Consider the following 26,155-nt stretch of genomic DNA (forward strand, 5'->3'; position numbering starts at 1 on the left):
AATGTTTATAATTTGCAGAGTTCTACAGGATATAATAAAAACCTTAAAGAAATCTAAAACGGGGAATAGGAAATGGGTATCTCGCGCAAGGATGGGGAAACTGTAACTGGGATTTCGATGGTAATCCTCTTCAAAGCACGTCATTTTATTTGTGATCTCAAAGCTATGATTTGAGCAGCTTGTAGCGAGTTTCCTAGTTTGTTCTAGTATAAGTACAAAATAAAAAGATTGCCTGATTTGAGCAATCCTTTTACATCAATGGTTTTTATCCATGAGTTTTAATTCTTTTGGAGAAATATGGAGATATTTTTTAAAAACTTTGGCAAAATATTTATAGTCTGAAAATCCAACTTGTTCAGAGATATCGCTTAAGGGAGAATTAGGGGACTCAGCCATTTTATCTATAGCTTGCTTGAGGCGGTAGCGTAAGATATATTCATTTAGCGTCATTGGGAAGTCTTCTTTGATAACCTTATATAGATAACTTTCACTATATCCTAGATTCTCTGCAATGGTAGAAATGGTAAAGTGCATGCAGTAGTGTTGGTGCACAAATTCAAGAATTTGCTGAATGATTTGATTTTGTGTATCAATTTGTTGGATAGAGGTGAGTAAAGTTTGATATTCTTCTAAAAAAGGAGTTTCTTGACGAGTGCTAACTCGTAATCGCAAAACAATTTTTTGAAGACATTCTGTCAACTCCTTGGTATCAATTGGTTTGGATAAGAAATCAACTGCTCCATATTGCATAGCTTTTTTAGCATTTTGAAAATCGTCATGACCAGATAGGATTACTTTTTCATAAGAGAGAGACTTTGTAGCTTCAAACATCATGAAAGCATCCATGATTGGCATGGTGATGTCCGTCAGCACAATATGTGGTTTTAGTTTTTGAATCAGTTCCATCCCTTCTTGTCCATGACTAGCGGTTCCTACAACTTGAATACCTAAGGAAGAGTAGTCTACAGCAATCTCAAGCCATTTTCGAATTAGATGTTCGTCTTCGACAATGATAAGTTTAAACATGTGTTCTTCCTTTCGTTACAAATTTTACCCAGGTTTCGCCTTTAGGGTTCACTCCTAAATCCAATTCGACAGTATCAAAAAAGTTATTTAATCGTTTATAACTGTTGACAATACCATGTTGCGTATGTGGACTATTCAGAGATTCTAAGATATGTAGTCGTTCTTGTTTAGTCAAACCACCGGCATTATCCATAACGATAAAGGTTAGTTTTTCCTGATCTTGAGTGATTTTTATAGAGATAGCAAGGTCGATACGATACTGTCTTCCGTATTTTAGAGCATTTTCTACAAGGGGTAATAGGAAAAGTTTTGGGATGACTTGGGAATATAGTTTTTGAGAACAGTCAATATGATAAGAAAATTGTTCAAAGCGGATTTGATGAATCTTTAGGTAAGCTTCAATAATCTCTAAGTCCTGTCCAAGAGTCGTTTCTTTCTCTAATTCAGTCACACTGTATCGCAAGATACGCGTGAGATTTTGAATCAGGTCTTGTGTGAGAGCTGCATCCATTAAAGAAGTGATCTTAATCGTCTCAAGTGTATTGTAGAGAAAATGAGGATTGAACTGAGCTTCTAGCATCTTTCTTTCAAAAACCCATTTTTCCTTCTCGATAGTTAACATCTTTTGATGAAGCTCGTCCAACTCCTGCAGCATATCGTTGATGTTCTCAGCGATCAGTTCAAACTCGTCTCCTGTCTGGAGAACCAGCTTCCTATCGTTCTTCTTAGGAATTTCCTGCAGTTGATAGACCAAACTTTCGATAGGGCCGGCATTGTGAGTTGCGATTTTATGGGCGATTCTTCTAGCCTGCCAAAAATATAATAGAAAGATGCAAAGTGTTAGTATGGAAGCAAGGCTAAGTAAGCTAGGAATAGGAAAGAATGATTGGAAAGTGTAAATTGAAAAAATTGAATCAACTTTACGTTTTTCAATCAAAATTGGATTTTCAACGAACCAATGTGTTTTTGAACGGAGAGATTTCTCATCAAATTTTTCCAGAGTTGATTGTGTAAATTGGTTAGTATTACTAGAGTATATATTACCAAAGGAATCTGTGATGATATATTTTGAATTAATTAAGGGGATACTTGATACGAAATCATTCTCATTCACAAAGGAAATACTATATGCTATTGCTCGTTGATTTTGAATTATAGGCATAATAAAGACAGCATAATGTTGCTTGTCCATCGATAGAGCAACTTTCTCTGAAATGGATCCTTGGGTAGTGTTTTGAATTAATAATTTTAAATAATAGGGAGCTAAAAGAGTTTCTTTATGATTGCGATTGGTGCTAAATAAAAGTTCGCCAGTCTCATCGAGAATGACAAAATCAGAACTGAGTTTTAGTTGAGCTTTTGTTTCATAAAATAGACTAAATAATTCTCTATCAGTGTGTTTACCTTCTATAAATTCTGGAACCATTTTTTTATTCATGGTTTCCAATAATTCATAATTTGCTTGTTTCATGTCTTGAACATGTTGAGAAATTTGTTGAGTATCCTTAGCTAGTTGCTGCTTTTGAAGGAAATAGGAAAATCCAAATAGAAGGATAAGGAGTAAGAGAGAAGTCGCTAGGGCAGCTAAAGAACTACGGTGAAGAATCTCTTTTTGGAGAGATTTTTTGAAAGAATGGGGCATAATTCACCTCTTTGGGAAGAGTCTGTTAAAGTAAGTATAGCAGTATTAAAAATGGAAGGCAAGGTCAAAAAAGAAAAGAGTTAAGAATAAAGAGGCTAATTCCCTCTAAAAATGGTATAATAGGAGCATCACGAAAATTGGAGAGACAGCATGAGTTTTTACAATCATAAAGAAATCGAGCCTAAGTGGCAAAAATACTGGGCTGACAATCACACCTTTAAGACAGGAACAGATGCTTCAAAACCTAAGTTTTATGCACTCGACATGTTCCCTTATCCATCTGGAGCTGGTCTTCACGTAGGACATCCAGAAGGTTACACAGCGACTGATATCCTCAGCCGTTTCAAACGTGCGCAAGGCTACAATGTCCTTCACCCAATGGGATGGGATGCCTTTGGTTTGCCTGCAGAGCAATATGCTATGGATACTGGTAATGATCCAGCTGACTTCACAGCAGAAAACATTGCCAACTTCAAACGCCAAATCAATGCGCTTGGCTTCTCTTACGACTGGGATCGTGAAGTCAATACGACAGATCCGAACTACTACAAGTGGACGCAATGGATTTTCACCAAGCTTTACGAAAAAGGCTTAGCTTATGAAGCGGAAGTGCCAGTAAACTGGGTTGAGGAACTAGGAACAGCTATCGCCAATGAAGAAGTTCTTCCAGATGGGACATCTGAGCGTGGTGGCTATCCAGTTGTCCGCAAACCGATGCGCCAATGGATGCTTAAAATCACGGCCTATGCGGAGCGCTTGCTGACTGACTTGGATGACCTTGACTGGCCAGAATCTATCAAGGACATGCAACGCAACTGGATCGGGAAATCAACTGGTGCCAATGTAGCCTTCAAAGTAAAAGGAACAGACAAGGAATTCACTGTCTTTACGACACGTCCTGACACCCTTTTCGGTGCGACATTCACTGTTTTGGCGCCTGAACATGAACTAGTAGATGCCATCACGAAACCTGAACAAGCTGAAGCTGTAGCGGACTACAAACACCAAGCCAGCCTTAAATCAGACTTGGCTCGTACAGACCTTGCCAAGGAAAAAACAGGGGTTTGGACGGGTGCTTATGCTATCAACCCTGTCAATGGTAAAGAAATCCCAATCTGGATTGCGGACTACGTTCTTTCTAGCTATGGAACAGGTGCTGTAATGGCTGTACCTGCCCACGATCAACGTGACTGGGAATTTGCTAACCAGTTTGGACTTCCAATCGTAGAAGTACTTGAAGGTGGAAACGTAGCAGAAGCTGCCTACACAGAAGATGGCCTTCACGTCAATTCTGATTTCCTAGATGGACTCAACAAAGAAGAAGCCATTGCTAAAATCGTGGCTTGGCTAGAAGAAAAAGGCTGTGGTCAAGAAAAGGTTACCTACCGTCTTCGTGACTGGCTCTTTAGCCGTCAACGTTACTGGGGTGAACCAATCCCAATCATTCATTGGGAAGATGGAACTTCAACAGCTGTTCCAGAAAGTGAACTCCCACTTGTCTTGCCAGTAACCAAGGACATCCGCCCTTCAGGTACTGGTGAAAGCCCATTGGCTAACTTGACAGACTGGCTTGAAGTGACTCGTGAGGATGGTGTCAAAGGTCGTCGTGAGACGAATACGATGCCACAATGGGCAGGTTCAAGCTGGTACTACCTCCGCTATATCGATCCACACAACACTGAGAAATTGGCTGACGAGGATCTCCTCAAACAATGGTTGCCAGTCGATATTTACGTGGGTGGGGCAGAACACGCCGTGCTCCACTTGCTTTACGCTCGTTTCTGGCATAAATTCCTCTATGATATCGGTGTTGTTCCAACCAAAGAGCCATTCCAAAAACTCTTTAACCAAGGTATGATTTTGGGAACTAGCTACCGTGACCACCGTGGCGCTCTCGTGGCAACTGATAAGGTTGAAAAACGTGACGGTTCCTTCTTCCATGTGGAAACAGGAGAAGAGTTGGAGCAAGCACCAGCCAAGATGTCTAAATCTCTCAAGAACGTGGTTAATCCAGATGATGTGGTGGAACAATACGGTGCGGATACCCTTCGTGTTTATGAAATGTTCATGGGACCACTTGATGCTTCTATCGCTTGGTCTGAAGAAGGATTGGAAGGAAGCCGTAAATTCCTCGACCGTGTGTACCGTTTGATTACAAGCAAAGAAATCGTTGCGGAAAACAATGGCGCTCTTGACAAGGTTTACAATGAAACGGTTAAAGCTGTTACAGAGCAAATCGAGTCGATGAAATTCAACACAGCCATTGCCCAGCTCATGGTCTTTATCAATGCGGCTAACAAGGAAGACAAACTCTACGTGGATTACGCCAAAGGCTTTATCCAATTGATTGCCCCATTTGCCCCTCACTTGGCAGAAGAACTCTGGCAAACAGTGGCAGCAACGGGTGAGTCAATCTCTTATGTAGCTTGGCCAACATGGGACGAAAGCAAATTAATTGAAGACGAAATTGAAATTGTCGTTCAAATCAAAGGTAAAGTCCGTGCTAAACTCATGGTTGCGAAAGACCTGTCACGCGAAGAGTTGCAAAAAGTCGCTCTGGCTGACGAAAAAGTCAAGGCAGAGATCGAAGGTAAGGAAATCGTGAAAGTGATTAGTGTACCAAATAAACTCGTGAATATTGTCGTTAAATAACGAGTTTATTAGCCATATCTGCCACCTTCAATAGTCCACTGGACTATTGAAGCCAACCAAACTTGTAAATATTGTTGTGAAATAAATTTAAAAATCCTTCAGAGCTCAGCTTTGGAGGATTTTTTGTAGATTATCTGTGAGATGTGATATACTATTCACATCTTTAAACTTATAAGAGTGAGACAAGGAGAAAATTATGCCTGTAAATGAATATGGTCAGATGATTGGTGAACCTGTAGACGACACACCTGGAGTTTTGCCTTCACTTGTACGGATAGAAGGACAGTATACGATTATCGAAGCTCTATCAGTAGAAAAGCATGCGGAGGATTTGTTAGCTGTTTATGGCCCAGAATCACCTCGAGAAATGTGGACCTATCTCTTTCAACCACCAGTAGAGAATCTCGAAAAATTAATCGTAGCTTTGAAGCAGATGCTTGAGCGTAAGGATCGTTTCTATTATGCGATTATCGATAAAGCGACTGGAAAGGTGCTAGGGACTTTTTCTCTCATGCGTATTGACCAAGCTAATCGCACCATTGAAGTTGGCGCGGTGACCTTTTCTCCGGCTCTCAAACAGACAAGGATGGGAACAGAGGCCCACTATTTGCTAGCTCGTTATGTTTTTGAAGAACTCAACTATCGCCGCTATGAGTGGAAGTGCGACGCCCTCAATCTTCCATCTAGAAAAGCAGCAGAGCGTTTGGGCTTTGTCTATGAAGGAACCTTCCGCCAAGCTGTTATCTATAAAGGTCGCACCAGAGATACGGATTGGTTGCCCATGATCGATAAGGACTGGCCTCAAGTCAAAGCTCGCTTGGAAGCGTGGTTAAAATCTGAGAATTTTGATGAAGAAGGCCATCAGTTGACATCTCTTAGAGAATGCTAGAAAGGTTTGCTATGATTAAGATTACAAAAGAAAGACCTGTTTCAATTGATGACGTTTTACATCTCTATCAGGCAGTTGGTTGGACAAACTATACCAATCAGCCACAGATGTTGGAGCAGGCCTTGTCTCATTCGCTAGCGACTTATCTTGCCCGTGATGGTGAGAAAATCGTTGGTTTAGTGCGTTTGGTTGGAGACGGATTTTCATCCGTTTTTGTCCAGGATTTGATTGTTTTGCCTAGCTATCAGCGCCAAGGAATTGGTAGTAACTTGATGAAAGAAGCCTTGGCTGACTATAAGGATGCCTACCAAATCCAACTAGCGACTGAACAGACAGAAAAAACTTTGGGATTCTATCGTTCTCTGGGGTTTGAAACCTTATCTAGTTTCCAGTGTGCGGGCATGATTTTGGTGGACCGAAAAAAATTTAAATAAATTTTTCGCTTAAGCTAACTTTAAGGCTTCTACTGTAACATATAGTTGTTAAGTAAAGACCTCCTAACTTTATTTAATAGAAATCCTAAACTTTTCTTTTTCATAATAATCTCCCTAAAGAAGCCACCAAATTCGGTGGCTTTTTTTATGTTCACCTGTAGAAATTTTAAAATAAAATTGACCACATAATCATCCATTTCGACCACATGGCTCCAAAGTATATTTTTTCTTTTTCCTTTTTGTTAAACTGAAGGTGTAAAAAGGAGGAAGGAAATATGATTTTACAAGCAAAAGGCCTCACTAAGAACTATGGAGACCATATAGCAGTTAGAAATATAAATTTAGAGTTTGAAAAAGGGAGTTTTAATGCAATATTAGGACCTAACGGGGCTGGGAAATCGACCACGATTTCAATGTTAATCGGACTTAAACGAGCAACTAATGGTCAAATCATCTATGCGCCAAATACTAGGATTGGAGTTGTTTTTCAAGCAAGTGTATTGGATGAAAAGTTGACAGTCAAAGAAAACCTAACCATTCGAGCCCAGCAGTATAAGGGGATTAAAGGTGGTCGTGTGGAAGATTTAATCAATCAACTAGGGTTGACTGCTTTTCAGAAACAACTTTATGGAACTTTATCAGGAGGACAGAAACGTCGAGTTGACATTGCTCGGGCTCTCCTATCCAATCCCGATATTTTATTTCTAGATGAGCCTACGACTGGACTAGATATTCAGACTCGCAAATCCATTTGGGATTTATTGTATCGTCTACAAAGAGATGAAGGGATGACTATTATCTTAACGACTCATTATCTGGATGAAGCAGATGAGGCAGATCAACTTTATATTATAGATCATGGAAAGGTTATTGCCCAAGGTTCTGCTACTGAGATTAAAAGTGAGTACGCTTCCAATCTTTTAAAAATTTGTTTTAAAGACAAGCAGGTGGAGAAATTCTTACCTAAAAATATGCCTGTGGAAAAGGAAAATGAGTTTGAGTATAGTCTTTATCCTAAGAGCCAATTGGAAGCTATTGATTATTTGACCCAAGTTCGTGAGAAGATTGCTGGCTTTGAATTTCGTCCAGGAACTATGGATGATGCCTTCATAGCCCTTACAGGAAGAGAGGTGCGCTAATGTTAGCCTTATTAAAGCGTGATTTTTTGTTGTATTTTCGTAATCGTTCAGGAGTCTTTTTCTCATTACTGGGAGCTTTGATTTCCTTTCTACTCTATATCATTTTTTTGCAGAAAAATTTGATGGATGCCTGGTCCCAACTTCCTGATAATAAGAGTCTATTAAATAACTGGCTGATGGGTGGAACCTTGGCTGTGACTGGGATTACAACCAGTTTTACAGCTTTGACCCAGATGGTACAAGACCGTGAAAATCAAGTGGATCAGGATCTCTTTTTGACAGATTTAGGGAGCTGGGGTTTGCAACTGTCTTATCTTATTAGTAGCCTTATCATTTCCTTTGTTATGCAAGCCTTTATGTTTATTGTTATGAGCCTTTACTTTCAAGAAATTCCAGCTATGAGTAAGCTATTTGAAATAAGTTTAATCATGCTGCTAAGTAGTCTCCTTTCAACATTGGTAAATGTACTCTTGATTTATCATTTCCAGTCAGTAGATAGTCTGGGTAAATTGGCTACAATTGTAGGTACAGCTTCAGGATTTTTAGTAGGAACTTATGTACCAATGGGAATTCTTCCTAACTTCGCTCAAGTTCTCATGAAGTGCACACCGGCTACCTATCTTGCTTCTCTCTATAGACAGGTCTTAATGAAGGAGCAATTAGAAACTACATTTATGGGGAATAGTAGTTTATTAGAAGAATTTCAAGAAAAATTAGGAATCCGGCTTAATTGGCAGAACCTTTTAACAAAGGAAGAAACATACTTAATAGTGTTGAGTATCTGCCTCCTAACTTTTCTGCTTTGGCTAGTCTTGGTTAAGGTTTCTAGCAAGAAAAAATTAAAATAATTTTTTTATCTTAAGTTAATTTTAAGTCTTCTACTGTATCATGTACTTATTAAGTAAAGACCTCCTAACTTTATTTAATAGAAATCCTAAACTTTTCTTTTTCATAATAATCTCCCTAAAGAAGCCACCAAATTCGGTGGCTTTTTTGTTTGTAGGCTGGATTTTTGCTATAATAGGAACATGAGTAGAATTTTAGATAATGAAATCATGGGTGATGAAGAGTTGGTAGAACGTACCCTCCGTCCCCAATATTTACGTGAATATATCGGACAAGACAAGGTCAAAGATCAGCTTCAAATCTTTATCGAGGCAGCAAAAATGCGTGATGAGGCGCTGGACCATGTTCTTTTGTTTGGCCCTCCAGGGCTCGGGAAAACAACTATGGCTTTTGTCATTGCCAATGAATTGGGAGTCAATCTCAAGCAAACGTCTGGACCTGTCATTGAAAAAGCCGGTGATTTAGTAGCGATTTTGAATGACTTGGAGCCAGGAGATGTTCTCTTTATTGATGAAATTCATCGCTTGCCCATGTCAGTCGAAGAGGTCCTTTACAGTGCCATGGAAGATTTCTACATCGACATCATGATTGGGGCAGGGGAAGCTAGCCGTAGCGTTCATCTAGACTTGCCTCCTTTTACCTTGATTGGTGCGACGACACGAGCAGGGATGCTTTCAAATCCACTTCGTGCCCGTTTTGGGATCACTGGTCACATGGAATACTATACCCATGCTGACTTGACAGAGATTGTCGAGCGGACTGCAGATATCTTTGAAATGGAAATTACCCATGAGGCAGCTTCGGAGTTGGCTTTACGTAGCCGTGGAACTCCTCGTATTGCCAATCGTCTCCTTAAGCGTGTGCGTGACTTTGCGCAGATTATGGGCGATGGCTTGATTGATGATGTGATTACGGATAAGGCCTTGACCATGCTGGATGTAGACCATGAAGGTTTGGACTATGTAGACCAGAAAATTCTCCGCACCATGATTGAAATGTACGGTGGCGGTCCTGTCGGTTTAGGAACACTTTCGGTAAATATCGCTGAAGAGCGTGAGACGGTAGAGGATATGTATGAACCTTACCTAATCCAGAAAGGCTTTATCATGCGAACTCGTTCAGGACGGGTCGCGACTGCTAAGGCCTATGAACATTTAGGGTATGAATACATTGAAAAATAAGATTGAAATCTTAGATTCTTTTAGAGAAAATCCTGATATGATGGCTATTCTGACTATCATCCGTGACCTGGAATTGAAAGATTCCTGGTTGGCAGCTGGTTCGGTCCGAAATTTTATCTGGAATCTTTTGTCCGATAAACCAGCCTTTGACCGTGAAACGGATGTGGATGTGATTTTCTTTGACCCAGATGTGAGTTATGAAGAAACGTTGGCTATAGAGAACAAGTTGAGAGAGGACTTTCCCCAGTATCAGTGGGAGCTGAAAAATCAAGTCTATATGCACCAGCATAGTCCCCATACGGAACCGTATGTGAATTCCTGTGATGCCATGAGTAAATATCCTGAACGTTGTACGGCAGTAGGACTTCGCTTGCATACTGACGCAACTTTAGAGCTCTTTGCGCCTTATGGTTTGGAGGATATTTTGAACTTTCAGGTTCGTCCAACTCCTCATTTTTTAGAAAATCAAGACCGAATGAAGCTCTATCAAAAGCGTTTATCTAAGAAAAATTGGCAAGAAAAATGGGAAAATCTCAAATTTAAAATATCTTAAGGAAACTTTAAGTTAGGGGTTGTATACTTATCTCATAAGTTAAAAAGAACTTAACTTAAACTCCTAAAACTTTTTCATAATAATCTCCCTATAAAAAAATTAAGTCGCCCAATCAGGCGGCTTTTTTTGTTCTAAGTCTATGCTTTTTCATGATATAATAGCCCTATGAGATTAGATAAATTTTTAGTTGCCTGTGCTGTCGGTAGCAGAACGGATGTCAAAAACTTTCTAAAGGCTGGGCGCGTGACGGTCAATGGCAAAAAGGGAAAATCAGCCAAACTGCAAATTAATGAAGAAGCAGATGAGATTTGCTTTGATGGGCAAGTTTTACACTATGAAGAGTTTGTCTACTATATGATGAACAAGCCACAGGGGGTTATCTCAGCGACTGAAGATCCCAAACACAAAACTGTACTGGATTTGTTGGATGACTTAGCTCGTTCAAAGGAAGTTTTCCCAGTAGGACGTTTGGATATCGATACGCATGGACTCTTGCTCTTGACCAATGATGGCCAGTTGGCTCATGCTCTTCTTTCGCCTAAACGACATGTGGATAAGACCTATCTGGCGCAGGTTAATGGAATCATGACGGATGAAGACATTGAGACATTTGCGCAAGGAATTCCGCTCAAGGACTTTACCTGCCAACCTGCCAAGCTGGAGCTTGTGTCTATGGATGCAGAAAAGAATCAAAGTCTGGTCCGAGTGAGCATCGCAGAAGGAAAATTTCACCAAATCAAACGGATGGTAGCCTACTGTGGCAAGGAAGTGGTGGACTTGCAACGTCTGACCATGGGAACTTTGACCTTGGATAAGGATTTAAAACGTGGAGAATGGCGTCGTTTAACCAAGGATGAGCTAGAAGCTTTGCTTGAGAGTGTTCAATAAACTGGATAATCGAAAAAGGAAGGGAGAATATCCCTGCCTTTTTCAGTTTTTGGTTGCTTCATTTGTGAAAAGAGTTATAATAGACAGTAAGAAAAAAGGAGGATTTTATGAACGCGATTCAAGAATCATTTACAGATAAATTATTTGCTAATTATGAAGCAAATGTTAAATACCAAGCTATCGAAAATGCTACTAGCCACAACGGAATTTTTGCAGCCCTTGAGCGTCGTCAGAGTCATGTAGATAACACACCTGTTTTCTCACTTGACTTGACAAAGGACAAGGTGACTAACCAGAAGGCTTCAGGTCGTTGCTGGATGTTTGCGGCCCTCAATACTTTCCGCCACAAACTCATCTCTCAATACAAACTTGAAAACTTTGAATTATCACAAGCTCACACCTTCTTCTGGGACAAGTATGAAAAGTCTAACTGGTTCTTGGAGCGAGTGATTGCGACTGCAGATCAAGAATTGACTAGCCGAAAGGTTAGCTTCCTACTCCAAACTCCACAACAAGATGGTGGTCAGTGGGATATGGTTGTTTCTCTCTTTGAGAAATACGGTGTCGTTCCTAAGTCTGTTTATCCAGAATCTGTTTCATCTAGCAATAGTCGTGAGCTAAATGCCATTCTTAATAAATTGCTTCGTCAAGATGCCCAAATCTTGCGTGACCTCTTGGCTTCTGGCGCTGACCAAGCAACTGTTCAAGCCAAGAAAGAAGACCTCTTGCAAGAAATCTTTAACTTCCTTGCCATGTCACTAGGTCTCCCACCACGTCAGTTTGACTTTGCTTATCGCGATAAGGACAACAACTACCAAAGCGAAAAAGGCATCACCCCACAAGAATTTTACAAGAAATACGTTGACCTTCCACTAGAAGACTACGTTTCTGTGATCAATGCTCCGACTGCTGATAAACCATACGGTAAATCATATACAGTTGAGATGTTGGGAAATGTCGTTGGTAGCCGTGCGGTTCGTTACATCAACGTACCGATGGAACGCTTGAAAGAATTGGCGATTGCTCAAATGCAAACAGGAGAAACTGTTTGGTTTGGTTCAGATGTCGGCCAACTCAGCAACCGTAAAGCAGGGATTCTTGCGACAGATGTCTATGATTTTGAATCAAGCATGGATATCCAACTCACTCAAGACAAGGCAGGACGTTTGGACTACAGTGAAAGCTTGATGACCCATGCGATGGTCTTGACAGGTGTTGATTTGGATGAAAATGGTAAATCAATCAAGTGGAAAGTTGAAAACTCATGGGGAGACAAGGTCGGTGCAGATGGTTACTTTGTTGCCTCAGATGCTTGGATGGACGAATACACTTACCAAATTGTTGTACGTAAAGAATTACTAACAGCAGAAGAACGAGCTGCCTATGAAGCAGAACCAATCGTTCTTGCACCATGGGATCCAATGGGTGCCTTGGCAGAATAAAAGAATACAAAAAAGAATCAGGTGATAAACCTGATTCTTTTTTGTTTGTATATTCTCACCGAGATTACATGATACCGAAGTAACGAGCTGCGATACCAACTGCAAAGAGTGCAAGGATGATTGTGATTGGAGATACTTTTTTCTTAAGCAACCACATGCAAAGGAAAGTAAGGAGAAGTCCCATCAATCCTGGGATCAATGAGTTCAACTGACCTTGAAGCGTTTGTGGTTGAACGCTATCCAAACTCAAACCGCTAAGTGCTTGGCCGAGGATTCCCTTCAATTCTCCACCTGTAACAGGACCTTCTGGGAAGACGATGTAAGCACCTTCTGACAATTGTTTACCTGGAAGGTTGATAGTGAAGTTGATTGATACCCAACGTTGTACAAGAACGGCAAGGATGAACATACCAAGGATAGAAGCTCCTTTAGTGATGTCTTTCAAGATACCACCTGACATGTCTTTGGTGATTTCAGATCCAGCCTTGTAACCAAACTCTTGTGTATACCAAAGGAAAGACATACGGATTGCATTCCATCCAAAGAAGAAGAGAAGTGGTCCAACGATATTACCAGTTGCTGCAAGTGATGCACCAAGGGCACCAAGGATAGGACGTACTGTAAACCAGAAGACTGGGTCACCGATACCAGCAAGAGGTCCCATCATACCAATCTTAACACCTTGGATAGCAGCATCATCGATGTCAGTACCGTTTGCGCGTTCTTCTTCAAGTGCAAGAGTAACCCCCATGATTGGAGCAGCTACGTATGGGTGAGTGTTGAAGAACTCAAGGTGGCGCTCAAGAGCAGCGGCTTGGTCTTCTTTTTTAGTGTAAAGTTTCTTGATAGCTGGGATCAAAGAGTAAGCCCAACCCAAGTTTTGCATACGTTCGTAGTTCCATGAACCTTGAAGGAATTGTGAACGCCACCAAACTTTTTGGCGATCTGATTTTGATAATTGAATTTTTTCAGCCATGATTGTTCCCCTTTCTAGTAGTCTTCTAGGATATCACCGATTGGATCGTTAGAAGTTGCAGCTCCTCCGCCACCGTTTCCACCTTGTTTAGAAAGGTTGAGGTAGATGAAGGCAAGGGCAACACCGATGACACCAAGGGCAATCAAAGTCAATTGAGAGATTGCTGCAAGAGCAAAACCGATAGCGAAGAATGGCCATACTTCACGAGTAGCCATCATGTTGATAACCAAAGCGTAACCAACGGCAACGACCATGGCACCACCGACAGCCATACCACCTTTAAGCCATTCTGGCATAAGTTCCAATACTCCTTGAACTGCTTCAGTTGGCATTGCAAGCAAGAGTGCAGCTGGGATAGCAATACGTAGACCTTGAAGAGCAAGGGCAAAGTAGTGAGCGCGTTCAACAGCTGCAATGTTTCCTTCTTTAGCAGCAGCATCTGCAGTGTGAACCAAACCAACTGAGATTGTACGAACGATCATAGTCAAGAAAAGTCCAGCTACGGCAAGAGGGATTGCAGTTGCAGTTGCGACTGCGATACCTTCAGTAGTAAAGTTACCACCTTTGATCATGATAATTGCAGCAGCAACAGAAGCAAGAGCCGCGTCAGGAGCTACGGCAGCTCCGATGTTAGCCCAACCAAGGGCGATCATTTGAAGTGATCCACCAAGCATAACCCCTGCTTCGAGGTTACCAGTTACAAGACCGATAAGGGTACATGCTACGATTGGTTGATGGAATTGGAATTGGTCGAGGATACCTTCAAGACCTGCGAAGAAGGCAACAACTACAACCAAGATAGCAGAAATGATTGAAATATCTGACATGGTTTTATTCCTTTTCTATTTAATGTTAATTATTGAACGTTAGCTTTGCTAATCAAGTCAAACAAATCTTTTTTAGTGTCGTTTGGTACTTTACGTACGTCAAATTCAACACCAAGATCACGCATTTTTTCAAATGTAGCAACGTCGTCTTTGTCCATTGACAATACGTTGTTGATCATTGTTTTACCAGTTGAGTGAGCCATTGATCCAACGTTAAGAGTCTTAATTGGCACACCGCCTTCGATAGCACGAAGGGCGTCTTGAGGTGTTTCAAACAAGATAAGGGCGTGTGTGTTACCAAAACGAGGATCTTTTGCAACCTCAATCAATTTTTTGATTGGAACAACGTTAGCTTTCACTCCGTTAGGAGCAGCTTGTTTGATCAACTCTTTACGCAATTCGTCGTTTGCAACGTTATCTGAAGCAACGATGATACGGTCTGCTTTTGAATCTGGTGTCCAAGCAGTTGCGACTTGTCCGTGAAGAAGACGTGTGTCAAGACGAGCAAGATTGATTTTCAATTTACCGTCTCCGATAACTGTTCCTTCTGGGATAGCAGCTTGGGCTACAGGAGCAGCTGCAGCAGTTGCAGCAGTTGCAACTTCCTCAGCTGGGTTTAGCTCTTCTGGAAGAGCCTTGATGCCATCTTTAGCTTCTTTAATGATGTTCGCAGCGACTTTATCCACTCCAGCATTCGCGTCCATAAGACGCTCTGTGTAGGCTTGGATCAACATCGGCAAGTTAAGTCCAGTGATGATGGCAAATTTACGCTCAGGATTTTCTCCCATTACGCGACTAGCTTGGTTAAATGGAGAACCACTCCAAAGGTCAGCCAAGACTAGAACCTCATCTTCTGCGTCAAATGCAGCCACAGCATTGTTGAATTTGGCGTATAAATCATCTGGACCTTCGTTTGGCATAAAGGTTACAACTTGAACCTTTTCTTGTTCACCAAAGATCATAGATCCTGACTGATGAATACCCGCGGCAAATTCACCGTGGCTCGCAATAATGATTCCGATACTCATTATTGTCATTCCTCCTTATAAAATGTTTGACTTGTAGTTTAAGAAAACTTTAAGACTCTTTAAGTATAAACCGTTTTCAGCAAAAAATCAACTACTTATAATAAATCCTAAGAATGTAAGGGGGAAGTTTGTTTTTGAAGATATTGATATATCGATACTCTTCGAGATTTCATAAAATCTTGCATGGGAAAATTAGTATAAAACTTCAAAGTAATTAACAATTTGTTGAAAGTCGTTTTTCGGTCAAGTTCTCATAGAGTTTTTTGGTATAATATAGAAAGCAATTGATGTTTCTAGTAAGAGAATTTAGAGTGAGAGGTATGTATGTCCCCTTCTATTCGGATATTGAAAAGCCGTTATTTAAAAAATATCAAAGAAAATCCAGAACTCTACATCGGGATTGAGTTGGAGTTTCCTATCGTACACACGAAAGGGAAACCCACAGATATTGAAGTCGCCAAGGATTTGATGCGATTTTTAGTGGATGCTCTCAGCTTGGAAGTTGAGAAAGAGGACGAGGACGGGAATCCGATTCAACTTGTAGAACCTGCGAGTCAGGATCGGATTTTGTTTGAGGTTTCTTATACGACCTTGGAGTTTGCCTTTGGTAGAGCCCAGAAAATCCAAGAGGTCGAAGGACGATTTCAAGCTTATATGAAGGTCATTCAGGAAAAGCTAAGCGAAAAGGATCATGCTATCCAGGGGTGGGGGATTCATCCAAACTGGGATCTGAATGACAATCGACCGGTGGCTTATCCTCGCTACCAGATGCTGATGGATTACCTACATATGGGAAGTCGCCAAGAGAGAGTTAATTTGCATGACTTCCCACAATATGGAGCCTTTATCTGTGGGAGTCAAGTTCAGTTGGATGTATCGACTGCTAACTACCTACGTGTCATTAATGCTTTCACTCAAATTGAAGCAGCAAAAGCTTACTTATTTGCCAATTCTGAGTTTTCGGGAGCAGATTGGGATACTCTGATTTCACGAGATATCTTTTGGGAAGAATCCATGCATGGAATTTATCCAGAGAATGTCGGTGTCAATGCAAAACTCTTCAAAGATGAGGATGATTTCTTTGATTATCTAGACCGCTCTGCGATTTTTACAGCAGAACGAGATGGGGAAACCTACTATTTTTCTCCAATTCGGGCTAGAGATTACCTAGCTACTGATGAAATTCCTGCCTATACTCTAAATGGAAAAGAAACTCTTCTGGTTCCTCAAGAGAAGGATTTCCAGACGCACCGTAGTTACCAATATCAAGACTTAACAACTCGAGGGACGATTGAATTCCGTAGTGTTTGTACGCAACCGCTAGACCGTACCTTTGCTTCAGCAGCCTTTCATCTAGGTTTGTTGGTAAATCTAGACAAGCTTGAAACTTATCTCGAAACCGCTCCTTTCTTTGAGAACTTTGGCCGTGACTACAAGTCTTTGAGACGACAGTTTTCTAAGAAACAACTCACAGATGAGGAAAAAGCTGGTGTTGTCCAGTTCTCCAAAGACTTGCTGGCTATAGCAGAGCAAGGGCTTGAGAGTAGAGGTCTGAGAGAAATGACTTATTTAGAGCCTTTAAAAGAAGAAATGACTCTATAATTTTCTTATAAAGGGAGAATTTTCTGAAAAATCATGTTATAATGGATGAGACTATAGATAAAGGATAGAGATTTATGACATTAGTTTATCAATCAACGCGTGATGCGAAAAATACCGTAACAGCCAGCCAAGCGATTTTGCAAGGTTTGGCAACAGATGGAGGTTTGTTTACTCCGGTTAGTTATCCAAAGGTAGATTTGGATTTTGACACATTAAAAGATGCTTCTTACCAAGAAGTGGCCAAACTTGTCTTGTCAGCCTTCTTGGATGACTTTACAGCAGAAGAGTTGGACTACTGTATCAACAATGCCTACGATAGCAAGTTTGATACTCCAGCTATTGCTCCTCTTGTCAAACTTGATGGTCAATACAACTTGGAACTCTTCCATGGATCAACCATTGCCTTTAAAGACATGGCCTTGTCTATCTTGCCATACTTTATGACAACAGCTGCTAAGAAACATGGCTTGGAAAACAAGATTGTCATCTTGACAGCAACATCTGGAGACACTGGAAAAGCTGCCATGGCTGGATTTGCGGATGTACCTGGAACTGAAATTATCGTCTTTTATCCAAAAGACGGTGTCAGCAAGGTGCAAGAATTGCAAATGACCACTCAGACTGGTGATAATACTCATGTCATCGCCATTGATGGAAACTTCGATGATGCTCAAACCAACGTGAAGCATATGTTCAACGATGTGGCTCTTCGTGAAAAATTGGCAGCTAACAAGTTGCAATTTTCATCGGCTAACTCTATGAATATCGGCCGTTTGGTGCCCCAGATTGTTTATTATGTTTATGCCTACGCTCAGTTGGTAAAAACTAGTGAGATTAAAGCTGGTGACAAGGTTAACTTCACTGTACCGACAGGAAACTTTGGAAATATCCTAGCTGCCTTTTACGCTAAGCAAATCGGTTTGCCAGTTGGTAAGTTGATCTGCGCTTCAAATGACAACAATGTTTTGACAGACTTCTTTAAAACTCGTGTCTACGACAAGAAGCGTGAGTTTAAGGTAACTACTAGCCCGTCTATGGATATCTTGGTCTCTTCAAACTTGGAGCGTTTGATTTTCCACCTTTTGGGAAATGATGCTAAAAAGACCGCTGAACTTATGAATGCCTTGAACACTCAAGGTCAGTATGAATTGACAGATTTTGATGCAGAGATCCTTGACCTCTTTGCAGCAGAATATGCGACAGAAGCAGAAACAGCTGCAGAAATCAAGCGTGTTTACGAATCAGATTCTTATATTGAGGATCCTCATACAGCGGTTGCCTCAGCTGTTTATAAAAAATACCAAGCAGCGACAGGTGATGCGACTAAGACTGTGATTGCTTCAACAGCTAGTCCATATAAATTTCCAGTAGTTGCAGTAGAAGCTGTAACAGGGAAATCAGGCTTGACCGACTTTGAAGCTTTGGCTCAGTTGCACGAAATTTCAGGAGTGGCAGTACCACCAGCAGTGGATGGACTTGAAACAGCTCCAGTTCGTCACAAGACAACTGTTGCAGCAGCAGATATGCAGGCTGCAGTAGAATCTTATCTAGGACTTTAAAACAGAGGAAGTAAACTCGGTTGGGCAACTAACTGAGTTTCTTTTCATCAGGAGGAAGGATTGTTTAAGAAAAATAAGGACATTCTCAACATTGCTCTGCCAGCCATGGGTGAAAATTTCTTGCAGATGCTTATGGGGATGGTGGACAGTTATCTGGTGGCCCATCTAGGTTTGATAGCCATTTCGGGTGTATCTGTAGCGAGCAATATTATCACCATTTACCAGGCAATTTTTATAGCTCTAGGAGCTGCGATTTCAAGCGTCATTTCCAAAAGTTTGGGGCAGAAGGACCAGTCTAGACTGGCCTACCATGTGACAGAGGCACTCAAAATCACCCTACTCTTGAGTTTATTTTTAGGAGCCTTGTCCATCTTTGCAGGACAAGAGATGATAGGTCTTTTGGGGACGGAAGAAGCGGTCGCTGAAAGTGGTGGACTTTACCTAGCTTTAGTTGGTGGGACAATTCTTCTCTTGGGATTGATGACTAGTCTAGGTGCCTTGATTCGCGCCACTCATAATCCTCGTCTCCCCCTCTATGTGAGTCTATTATCCAATGCCTTGAATATTGTCTTTTCAAGTATCGTTATCTTTATTCTTGATATGGGCATTGCTGGTGTAGCCTGGGGAACCATCCTATCTCGTTTGGTTGGGGTTGTGATTTTATGGTCACAATTAAAACTTCCATATACGAGGCCAAGGTTTGGACTGGACAAAGACTTGCTGACCTTAGCTTTACCTGCAGCGGGAGAGCGTCTCATGATGCGAGCTGGAGATGTGGTTATTATTGCCCTAGTTGTTTCCTTTGGGACAGAGGCTGTCGCGGGAAACGCGATTGGTGAAGTCTTGACTCAATTTAACTACATGCCTGCTTTTGGTGTCGCTACGGCAACAGTTATGCAGGTGGCACGAGCAGTAGGGGAGAATGATTGGGCAAGGGTGGACAAGCTCAGTAGGCAAACTTTTTGGCTATCCCTCTTTCTCATGTTGCCCTTGACGCTTAGTATCTATGCTCTCGGAACACCACTAAGTTACCTCTACACCAGTGATTCTGCGGCTATTAAAGCCAGTGTTTTAGTGACGCTGTTCTCTCTACTAGGGACTCCTATGACGACGGGGACAGTCATTTATACAGCTGTCTGGCAGGGTTTGGGAAATGCCCGCCTTCCCTTTTATGCAACAAGTATCGGGATGTGGTGTATCCGTATCGGAACAGGTTACTTGATGGGAATTGTTCTTGGTTGGGGCTTGCCTGGTATTTGGGCAGGGACTCTTTTGGATAATAGTTTCCGTTGGATTTTCCTATGTTATCGTTACCAAGTTTATATGATATCGAAAGGATAAGAAATGCAAGAAACAGCTTTTATTTGGGATTTGGATGGAACCTTGTTGGATTCTTATGAAGCCATCTTAGCAGGGATTGAAGAAACCTATCGTCGGTTTTCTCTTCCTTATAACAAGAAAGAAGTTCGAGCTTTTATCTTGAAATATTCTGTCCAGGATTTATTGGAGCAAGTGGCAAAAGAACGAGGACTAGATGTAGGGCTTCTCAATCAAGTTCGAGCTCGGAGTTTGTCCGAAAAGAATGCCCAAGTCGTCTTGATGTCAGGTGCACGTGAGGTTCTAGCTTGGGCAGATCAGCGAGGAATTCAGCAATTTGTCTATACTCATAAAGGAGAAAATGCCTTTACCATTTTACGTGCTCTAGGATTGGATTCTTATTTTACAGAAATCTTGACTAGCCAGAGCGGATTTGCCCGCAAACCAAGTCCAGAAGCAGCCACCTACCTTATCAATAAATACCATTTAAACCCAGATCGCACCTATTATATAGGCGACAGAACCTTGGATATCGAATTTGCTCAAAACAGTGGCATCCAGAGTATCAATTTCCTTGCCTCTCCCGCAGCTTGTAATCAACAGATAGAGCAATTAGAAGATATTAGCTCGCTTTCTTTCTAGAGTATTTTAGGAAGAATGTGTCAGCTTGATGACAAGAAACTAACAAACTATTTCAAGTAATGTGATTTGTTACAACGAATGTACAGTTCTGTTAAATAGCCCCAAAAGGGCTTTTTTTCTTTTTTCTTTATGTTATGATAGACAGGTACTACATTTGAAGAAGGAGTTTGAATAGTATGAAGAAAAGAATTATTTTAGCATCAACGGTAGCTTTATCAATTGCCCCTGCCTTGGCAGCTCAAGCAGAGGAAGTTGCATGGTCACCACGTACAGTTGAGCAAATTCAAAACGATGTTGCTAAAAGTGAGAATAAAACAAGTTATACAATTAAGTATGGAGATACCTTAAGCACGATTGCGGAAGCTTTGGGAGTTGACTTAAATGTCCTTGCTAACTTGAACAAGATTACGAATATTGACTTGATTTTCCCAGATACTGTATTGACTACAATCGTTAATGAACAAGAAGAAGTAACAGGTGTTGAGGTATACACACCTGAAGAAGTAGGTTCTGATGTAGCAAGTGCAACAGCAGATTTGAAAAAGAACCAAGTAATCGTAGATGACCAAACTGTAAAAGTTGAAGATTTAACTCAACCAGTTGAAGAAACAGAAGTTGTAGCAGAAACAACAGATTCACAAGCTAATGAAGAAGCTGTAACAGAAACTGCAGCACCAGCTGTAGAAGCTACTACCGAAGTAGCAACACCAGTAGCAGAGCCTGTAGCAGAAGCAACAACAGAAGCTACTACTGAGGCTGCAGCACCAGTAACAGAAACACCTGTAGTGGAAGAAACAACCACAACAGTTGCTGAAGCAACTACGGAAGCAACAACAGAAGCTGTAACAGAAGTACAATCAGCACCATCAACTTACCAAGCTGAAGCAAGCCAAGGTGCATCAACAACTTATGCAGCACCAGCAGCACCTGATTATGCAAGTATCGCAGCTACGAAATCAGAAAATGCAGGTCTTCAACCACAAACGGCTGCCTTTAAAGAAGAAGTTGCGAACTTGTTTGGTATTACATCATTTAGCGGCTACCGTCCTGGTGATAGTGGAGACCACGGAAAAGGTCTTGCCATTGACTTTATGGTTCCAGTAAGCTCAGCTCTCGGAGACCAAATTGCGGATTATGCTATCCAAAATATGGCTAGCCGTGGCATCAGCTACATCATCTGGAAACAACGTTTCTATGCACCATTCGATAGCAAATATGGACCAGCCTACACATGGAATCCAATGCCAGACCGTGGAAGCGTTACAGAAAACCACTATGACCACGTACACGTATCGATGAACTAAGAATAATGAGAAGTTGGGAACTTGAGTTTCCGCTTCTTTTTTTGTTATGACACACTTTATAAGTGAAATAAAATCTAAAACACGATATAATGTAAGCGGATACAAAGCTATACTAACGATTTTAAGCATAGAGCGAAAGGATGATAAGAATGACAAACCGATTAAAACCCCCATTTGAGAAAACAAGAGATGATTTTGAACAGGAATTTTGTGGTGAAATTGTCGAACTCTTGATTTTTACCCTCCAAAATGTAAATGGGGCTGCTTCTTTAAAAGATGGGTGTCTAATGCCGTCCGTTCATTTTAAAGCTAGTGTCAATGTCGAAACTCAGGACTTTTCTGAACTTGAAGGACGTTTGGAATGGCTCCTGACTCCGGAAGAATTTAAAGAAAAGCATTGGGGCTTTAGTTTTGAACCCTACAAAATTCACCGCATTAAGTGTCAAAAACGTCCCTTCATGGAGTTAGGGCCTTATATGTCAGAAGTGGCGAACAATTGCTACCGCTTGCTGGAATACCTAGATGACCAATCTACGGATGCTAGGTTAGAGACCTTGATCGAAACCTACCAGAAACCTGTTATCATTCGAGACGCTATTGGGGAGTTCACCCTAAATAGAGCCTATTCTTGGTTTGAAGGCTTCATCACCTATGAAGGCGGTAAGATTCATGCTATGTTTGATGCGGGTGCAGATGAAAGTCTTCCTCCAAGTTCTTTCGATAATTTAAAGAAATTTATGGGATCTTTCCAAGTTCAAGATGCTAAGATTAAAGACTATATCGTCAAAGAACTGTGGGAAACAGCCCAAGACTGGATTGATTCAGATGAAAATGATGTGGAGTTAACAGAAGAGTATTTTACCAACTCACTTTCCTTGAGTGAACTATCGATCAACGAAGATGGGGAATTGACTCTCTACTATGATGATAGCGAGGAAATTTTTGCAGGCCATGCTATCGAAGTTGTCATCGATAAAGAGGGAGAAATCCTTCGAGCAGATTTGGTAGGTTAGTGCTGGATTTTATCTAGAATATAGAAATAATAGCCTTTTGGGATTGAAACCAAGAGGCTTTTTCGGAGTGAGCAAAAGATTTGCATCGTCAATTTATTTGTAATATACTTGATAAGTCAATTATTGATAAATCAAATATTTGCAAAAGGAGAAAATACTAAAAATGCATGAATTACTGTACCAGCTCCATTTAACAGATCAGACCATCACTCAACTTTTTGAAAAACAATTGGGAATTAGTTTGACCCGCTATCAAATCCTGCAGTTTTTACTACAAAAATCACCTTGTACCCAAATTGCTGTTCAGGAGAAGTTACGGATTGACCAAGCAGCCTTGACCCGCCATTTTAAGATACTGGAGTCAGAAGGCTATGTCAGTCGTAAGCGTAATCCGGTCAATCAGCGGGAAGTTTTAGTTGAATTAACCCAAGAAGCCAAGAATCAACTCTTGCTTAGTCCACCTAGACATCACTTGAAAGTGAAGGAGCAGATGGAGAGCATCTTATCGACAGCCGAACAGAAAAAACTGACGGCTTTACTGACGAAACTAGTCTCAGGTTTAGAAAAAATAGAATTTTAAGGAGAAAACGATGTCAATCATTACTACTATCTTAGCAACTATCGTTGCCCTCGAGCATTTTTATATTTTTTATTTGGAAAGTATCGCAACCCAATCAGACGCAACCAGCCGTGTCTTTAATATGAACAAGGAAGAATTAGCACGACCATCTGTCACCTCACTGTTTAAAAACCAAGGAATTTACAATGCCTTGATTGGGGTGTTTCTTATTTACGGAATTTATTTCTCACATAGCTTAGAAATCGTAATAATCTTTGTTTTATTTGTCATAGGAGCAGCGACCTATGGTGCCTTAACTGCAGATAAAAAAATCATTCTCAAGCAAGGTGGACCGGCAATCTTAACGATCTTAAGTATCCTTTTCTTTAAATAAAAACAATCAGCACTCTCCATAGAAGGTGCTGGTTTTTAATAACTGGTATTAAACTTTTCTGCGTTTGATTTCAAGTAACCTTTGATAGAAGAAAATCTGGCTACTATAGATATAAGGGAAGATAGAGATACTTGCAATTCCAAAGCTTATCCAGATAAGGAGATACCATGGAAGTAGCTGTAAATCAAGGACGAAGCGTTGAAACTTATAGCCTTTCATGAGAAAGCGGCTGGTATGTAGCACACGACTTGGTTTAGCAATTCCAATTGCAAGGGTGTCACATAGGAGCAGTTCAACTTGGGAATAGGCATAATATTGTGGCAGATAGAGAATGGTTCCCAAAATCATTACAAGGACACTACCAAAGAAGTAGAGTGCGAAAGTAAGCAGGAAGTGTTCGATATCTGGATTTGTCACGTCAACAGATGGAAATTCAGGATGAAGTTCCACAAATTTACGAGCCATGGCGCTGCTATAAAAAAGCAAGTAAACCCCAAAAAGACTAGGGATGCTCCATAAAAAGAGATAGAAACGCTTGAGTAAGAGAGTTAGAAAAGTCTGGGTAAAGAAGCGGTTGTCAAGCAAGGACAGGCTATCTTTAAAGGAAAGCTCCATCTCAGAAATTCTGTAAAGATTAATGGTAGTAAAGAGAGCACCAGCTAGGATAATGGAGCTTGTAAATCCAACGGCAATCGGAAAGAGAGCAGATTGGATTGTGATCCCTAGAAAACTTAAGAAGGACTGCTCAAGAATGCCCTCGTCGAGAAGGGATAAAGGTCTGATAAAGCTCGATAGAATCAAGAGAATACTTGGCAATAAAAAGACAAGCAGCAGACGAGGATGCTCAGCTTGAAATTGTCTAGCCTGCTGGCGAACTTCTTTTAAATTAATTTTTGGGTACTTCATTCTTTCATTATACCATAGTTCGTGACAGTTCCTGTTTTTTTTGATAGAATCATACAGTATGCCCTTGGGCACAAAGTATGAACTGGGACTGTCTTTCCCAGCTTCGGAGGTAAAAAATGTCAGATTCGCCAATCAAATACCGCTTGATCAAAAAAGAAAAACACACGGGAGCTCGTCTGGGTGAAATTATCACACCACATGGGACCTTCCCAACCCCTATGTTTATGCCAGTAGGGACTCAAGCAACGGTCAAGACTCAGTCACCAGAAGAATTAAAAGAGATGGGGTCAGGAATAATCCTATCCAACACCTATCACTTGTGGCTTCGTCCAGGTGATGAACTCATTGCCCGCGCTGGTGGGCTTCATAAGTTTATGAACTGGGACCAACCAATCTTGACAGATAGCGGTGGTTTTCAAGTGTATTCTCTAGCGGATAGCCGTAATATCACAGAGGAAGGAGTAACCTTCAAGAATCACCTTAATGGTTCTAAGATGTTCCTTTCACCTGAAAAGGCCATCTCAATACAAAATAATCTAGGTTCAGACATCATGATGTCCTTTGATGAATGCCCTCAATTTTATCAACCCTATGATTATGTGAAAAAATCAATCGAACGTACCAGCCGTTGGGCTGAACGTGGCTTAAAAGCTCATCGTCGTCCACATGACCAAGGTTTATTTGGGATTGTACAGGGTGCAGGCTTTGAAGACCTTCGTCGTCAATCAGCTCAGGATCTTGTCAGCATGGACTTCCCAGGCTACTCTATCGGGGGCTTAGCAGTTGGAGAAACTCATGAGGAGATGAACGCTGTTTTGGATTTCACCACTCAGCTGCTTCCTGAGAATAAACCTCGCTACTTGATGGGAGTGGGAGCGCCAGATAGCTTGATTGATGGGGTGATTCGTGGGGTAGATATGTTTGACTGTGTCTTGCCGACACGTATTGCTCGTAACGGTACTTGTATGACCAGTCAAGGTCGTTTGGTTGTGAAGAATGCTCAGTTTGCAGAGGACTTTACACCGCTTGATCCTGAGTGTGATTGCTACACTTGTAAGAACTACACTCGTGCCTATCTTCGCCACTTGCTCAAGGCCGATGAAACCTTTGGTATCCGCTTGACAAGTTACCATAATCTCTACTTCTTGCTCAATCTCATGAAGCAGGTTCGTCAGGCGATTATGGATGACAATCTCTTGGAATTCCGTGAGCATTTTGTTGAAAAATATGGATATAACAAGTCTGGGCGAAATTTCTAAATTTTGCTTAATATCAGCTAAAAATCCTAAGTTTTATCTTAGGATTTTTCTGTTTTTTTTGATAAAATAAAGGTACT

At 41.0% G+C, this 26,155-nt stretch carries 24 protein-coding genes; 18 read left to right on the top strand and 6 right to left on the bottom strand.

The features are described from left to right. Positions 1-255: 255 nt before the first annotated feature. Positions 256-1,026 carry a response regulator transcription factor gene (locus ACTO1Y_RS07130; protein ID WP_004250617.1) on the bottom strand — a complete coding sequence of 257 codons (771 nt, stop codon included), beginning with the start codon at positions 1,024-1,026 and terminating at the stop codon, positions 256-258. Further along, positions 1,019-2,668 carry a sensor histidine kinase gene (locus tag ACTO1Y_RS07135; RefSeq protein WP_441348775.1) on the bottom strand — a complete coding sequence of 550 codons (1,650 nt, stop codon included), beginning with the start codon at positions 2,666-2,668 and terminating at the stop codon, positions 1,019-1,021. Before ACTO1Y_RS07135 ends, ACTO1Y_RS07130 begins: the two co-directional genes overlap by 8 nt. Before the next feature lie 150 nt (positions 2,669-2,818). On the opposite strand from ACTO1Y_RS07135, the gene leuS reads away from it, so the two are divergent. From leuS to pepC, 9 genes are all read left to right on the top strand, one after another. Next, on the top strand, positions 2,819-5,320 hold the full coding sequence (gene leuS / locus ACTO1Y_RS07140) for a leucine--tRNA ligase (protein WP_441348776.1): 2,502 nt from the start codon (positions 2,819-2,821) through the stop codon (positions 5,318-5,320). A gap of 196 nt (positions 5,321-5,516) precedes the next feature. Next, complete coding sequence (locus ACTO1Y_RS07145) at positions 5,517-6,209, top strand: GNAT family N-acetyltransferase (protein ID WP_441348777.1); 693 nt, start codon at positions 5,517-5,519, stop codon at positions 6,207-6,209. Between the two features lie 11 nt (positions 6,210-6,220). Next, positions 6,221-6,643, top strand: coding sequence for a GNAT family N-acetyltransferase (locus ACTO1Y_RS07150; RefSeq protein WP_441348778.1), 423 nt, complete (start codon positions 6,221-6,223; stop codon positions 6,641-6,643). A gap of 275 nt (positions 6,644-6,918) precedes the next feature. Next, positions 6,919-7,782 (top strand): ABC transporter ATP-binding protein, encoded by an 864-nt coding sequence (locus ACTO1Y_RS07155; protein WP_441348779.1) that lies wholly within the window; start codon positions 6,919-6,921, stop codon positions 7,780-7,782. Further along, on the top strand, positions 7,782-8,630 hold the full coding sequence (locus tag ACTO1Y_RS07160) for an ABC transporter permease (protein WP_441348780.1): 849 nt from the start codon (positions 7,782-7,784) through the stop codon (positions 8,628-8,630). The genes ACTO1Y_RS07155 and ACTO1Y_RS07160 overlap by 1 nt, the downstream gene beginning before the upstream one ends. Before the next feature lie 180 nt (positions 8,631-8,810). Beyond that, complete coding sequence (gene ruvB, locus ACTO1Y_RS07165; RefSeq protein ID WP_006153029.1) at positions 8,811-9,809, top strand: Holliday junction branch migration DNA helicase RuvB; 999 nt, start codon at positions 8,811-8,813, stop codon at positions 9,807-9,809. Further along, positions 9,790-10,362 (top strand): nucleotidyltransferase family protein, encoded by a 573-nt coding sequence (locus ACTO1Y_RS07170; RefSeq protein WP_441348781.1) that lies wholly within the window; start codon positions 9,790-9,792, stop codon positions 10,360-10,362. Before ruvB ends, ACTO1Y_RS07170 begins: the two co-directional genes overlap by 20 nt. Positions 10,363-10,527: 165 nt before the next feature. Next, the gene (locus tag ACTO1Y_RS07175) at positions 10,528-11,250 is read left to right on the top strand and encodes a pseudouridine synthase (protein WP_441348782.1); all 723 of its coding nucleotides are present in this window, start codon (positions 10,528-10,530) and stop codon (positions 11,248-11,250) included. Positions 11,251-11,357: 107 nt separating this feature from the next. Then, the gene (gene pepC / locus ACTO1Y_RS07180) at positions 11,358-12,692 is read left to right on the top strand and encodes an aminopeptidase C (protein WP_441348783.1); all 1,335 of its coding nucleotides are present in this window, start codon (positions 11,358-11,360) and stop codon (positions 12,690-12,692) included. 64 nt (positions 12,693-12,756) lie between these two features. On the opposite strand, the gene ACTO1Y_RS07185 is transcribed toward pepC, so the two are convergent. Genes ACTO1Y_RS07185 through ACTO1Y_RS07195 form a run of 3 tightly spaced genes read right to left on the bottom strand, consistent with a single transcriptional unit; the run spans position 12,757 to position 15,523 of the window. Continuing rightward, positions 12,757-13,668, bottom strand: coding sequence for a PTS system mannose/fructose/sorbose family transporter subunit IID (locus tag ACTO1Y_RS07185; protein ID WP_006151300.1), 912 nt, complete (start codon positions 13,666-13,668; stop codon positions 12,757-12,759). Positions 13,669-13,682: 14 nt separating this feature from the next. Then, on the bottom strand, positions 13,683-14,495 hold the full coding sequence (locus ACTO1Y_RS07190; RefSeq protein ID WP_006151319.1) for a PTS mannose/fructose/sorbose transporter subunit IIC: 813 nt from the start codon (positions 14,493-14,495) through the stop codon (positions 13,683-13,685). 29 nt (positions 14,496-14,524) lie between these two features. After that, on the bottom strand, positions 14,525-15,523 hold the full coding sequence (locus tag ACTO1Y_RS07195; RefSeq protein ID WP_371620852.1) for a PTS sugar transporter subunit IIB: 999 nt from the start codon (positions 15,521-15,523) through the stop codon (positions 14,525-14,527). Positions 15,524-15,847: 324 nt separating this feature from the next. Between ACTO1Y_RS07195 and ACTO1Y_RS07200 the strand changes: the two genes are divergently transcribed. The 8 genes from ACTO1Y_RS07200 to ACTO1Y_RS07235 all read left to right on the top strand — a co-directional run bounded on the left by ACTO1Y_RS07200 (position 15,848) and on the right by ACTO1Y_RS07235 (position 23,913). Further along, positions 15,848-17,125 carry a gamma-glutamylcysteine synthetase gene (locus ACTO1Y_RS07200; protein ID WP_441348784.1) on the top strand — a complete coding sequence of 426 codons (1,278 nt, stop codon included), beginning with the start codon at positions 15,848-15,850 and terminating at the stop codon, positions 17,123-17,125. Positions 17,126-17,199: 74 nt separating this feature from the next. After that, positions 17,200-18,684, top strand: coding sequence for a threonine synthase (gene thrC / locus ACTO1Y_RS07205; protein ID WP_441348785.1), 1,485 nt, complete (start codon positions 17,200-17,202; stop codon positions 18,682-18,684). 60 nt (positions 18,685-18,744) lie between these two features. After that, positions 18,745-20,025, top strand: coding sequence for an MATE family efflux transporter (locus ACTO1Y_RS07210; protein ID WP_441348786.1), 1,281 nt, complete (start codon positions 18,745-18,747; stop codon positions 20,023-20,025). A 3-nt stretch (positions 20,026-20,028) separates the two neighbouring features. Further along, the gene (locus tag ACTO1Y_RS07215; RefSeq protein ID WP_303943278.1) at positions 20,029-20,643 is read left to right on the top strand and encodes an HAD family hydrolase; all 615 of its coding nucleotides are present in this window, start codon (positions 20,029-20,031) and stop codon (positions 20,641-20,643) included. Positions 20,644-20,819: 176 nt separating this feature from the next. Next, positions 20,820-21,947, top strand: a complete 1,128-nt coding sequence (locus ACTO1Y_RS07220; protein ID WP_006151322.1) for a LysM peptidoglycan-binding domain-containing protein — start codon at positions 20,820-20,822, stop codon at positions 21,945-21,947. 149 nt (positions 21,948-22,096) lie between these two features. Next, on the top strand, positions 22,097-22,960 hold the full coding sequence (locus ACTO1Y_RS07225; protein ID WP_441348787.1) for a DUF2262 domain-containing protein: 864 nt from the start codon (positions 22,097-22,099) through the stop codon (positions 22,958-22,960). A gap of 163 nt (positions 22,961-23,123) precedes the next feature. Beyond that, a complete protein-coding gene (locus tag ACTO1Y_RS07230; RefSeq protein ID WP_006151306.1) occupies positions 23,124-23,540 on the top strand; it encodes a MarR family winged helix-turn-helix transcriptional regulator in 417 nt (138 codons plus the stop codon). A 10-nt stretch (positions 23,541-23,550) separates the two neighbouring features. After that, the gene (locus ACTO1Y_RS07235) at positions 23,551-23,913 is read left to right on the top strand and encodes a DUF1304 domain-containing protein (RefSeq protein ID WP_441348788.1); all 363 of its coding nucleotides are present in this window, start codon (positions 23,551-23,553) and stop codon (positions 23,911-23,913) included. A 48-nt stretch (positions 23,914-23,961) separates the two neighbouring features. Here the strand turns inward: ACTO1Y_RS07235 and ACTO1Y_RS07240 are convergent, their stop codons facing one another. Then, entirely contained in the window at positions 23,962-24,819 is an 858-nt protein-coding gene (locus tag ACTO1Y_RS07240; RefSeq protein WP_441348789.1) for a DUF975 family protein, read from the bottom strand. A gap of 116 nt (positions 24,820-24,935) precedes the next feature. On the opposite strand from ACTO1Y_RS07240, the gene tgt reads away from it, so the two are divergent. Further along, positions 24,936-26,078, top strand: a complete 1,143-nt coding sequence (tgt, locus tag ACTO1Y_RS07245; protein WP_016466286.1) for a tRNA guanosine(34) transglycosylase Tgt — start codon at positions 24,936-24,938, stop codon at positions 26,076-26,078. The last annotated feature ends 77 nt before the right edge of the window (positions 26,079-26,155 follow it).

Origin of the sequence: Streptococcus sp. V728 (assembly GCF_052077995.1) — a bacterium.
Taxonomy (GTDB): Bacteria; Bacillota; Bacilli; order Lactobacillales; family Streptococcaceae; genus Streptococcus; species Streptococcus infantis_B.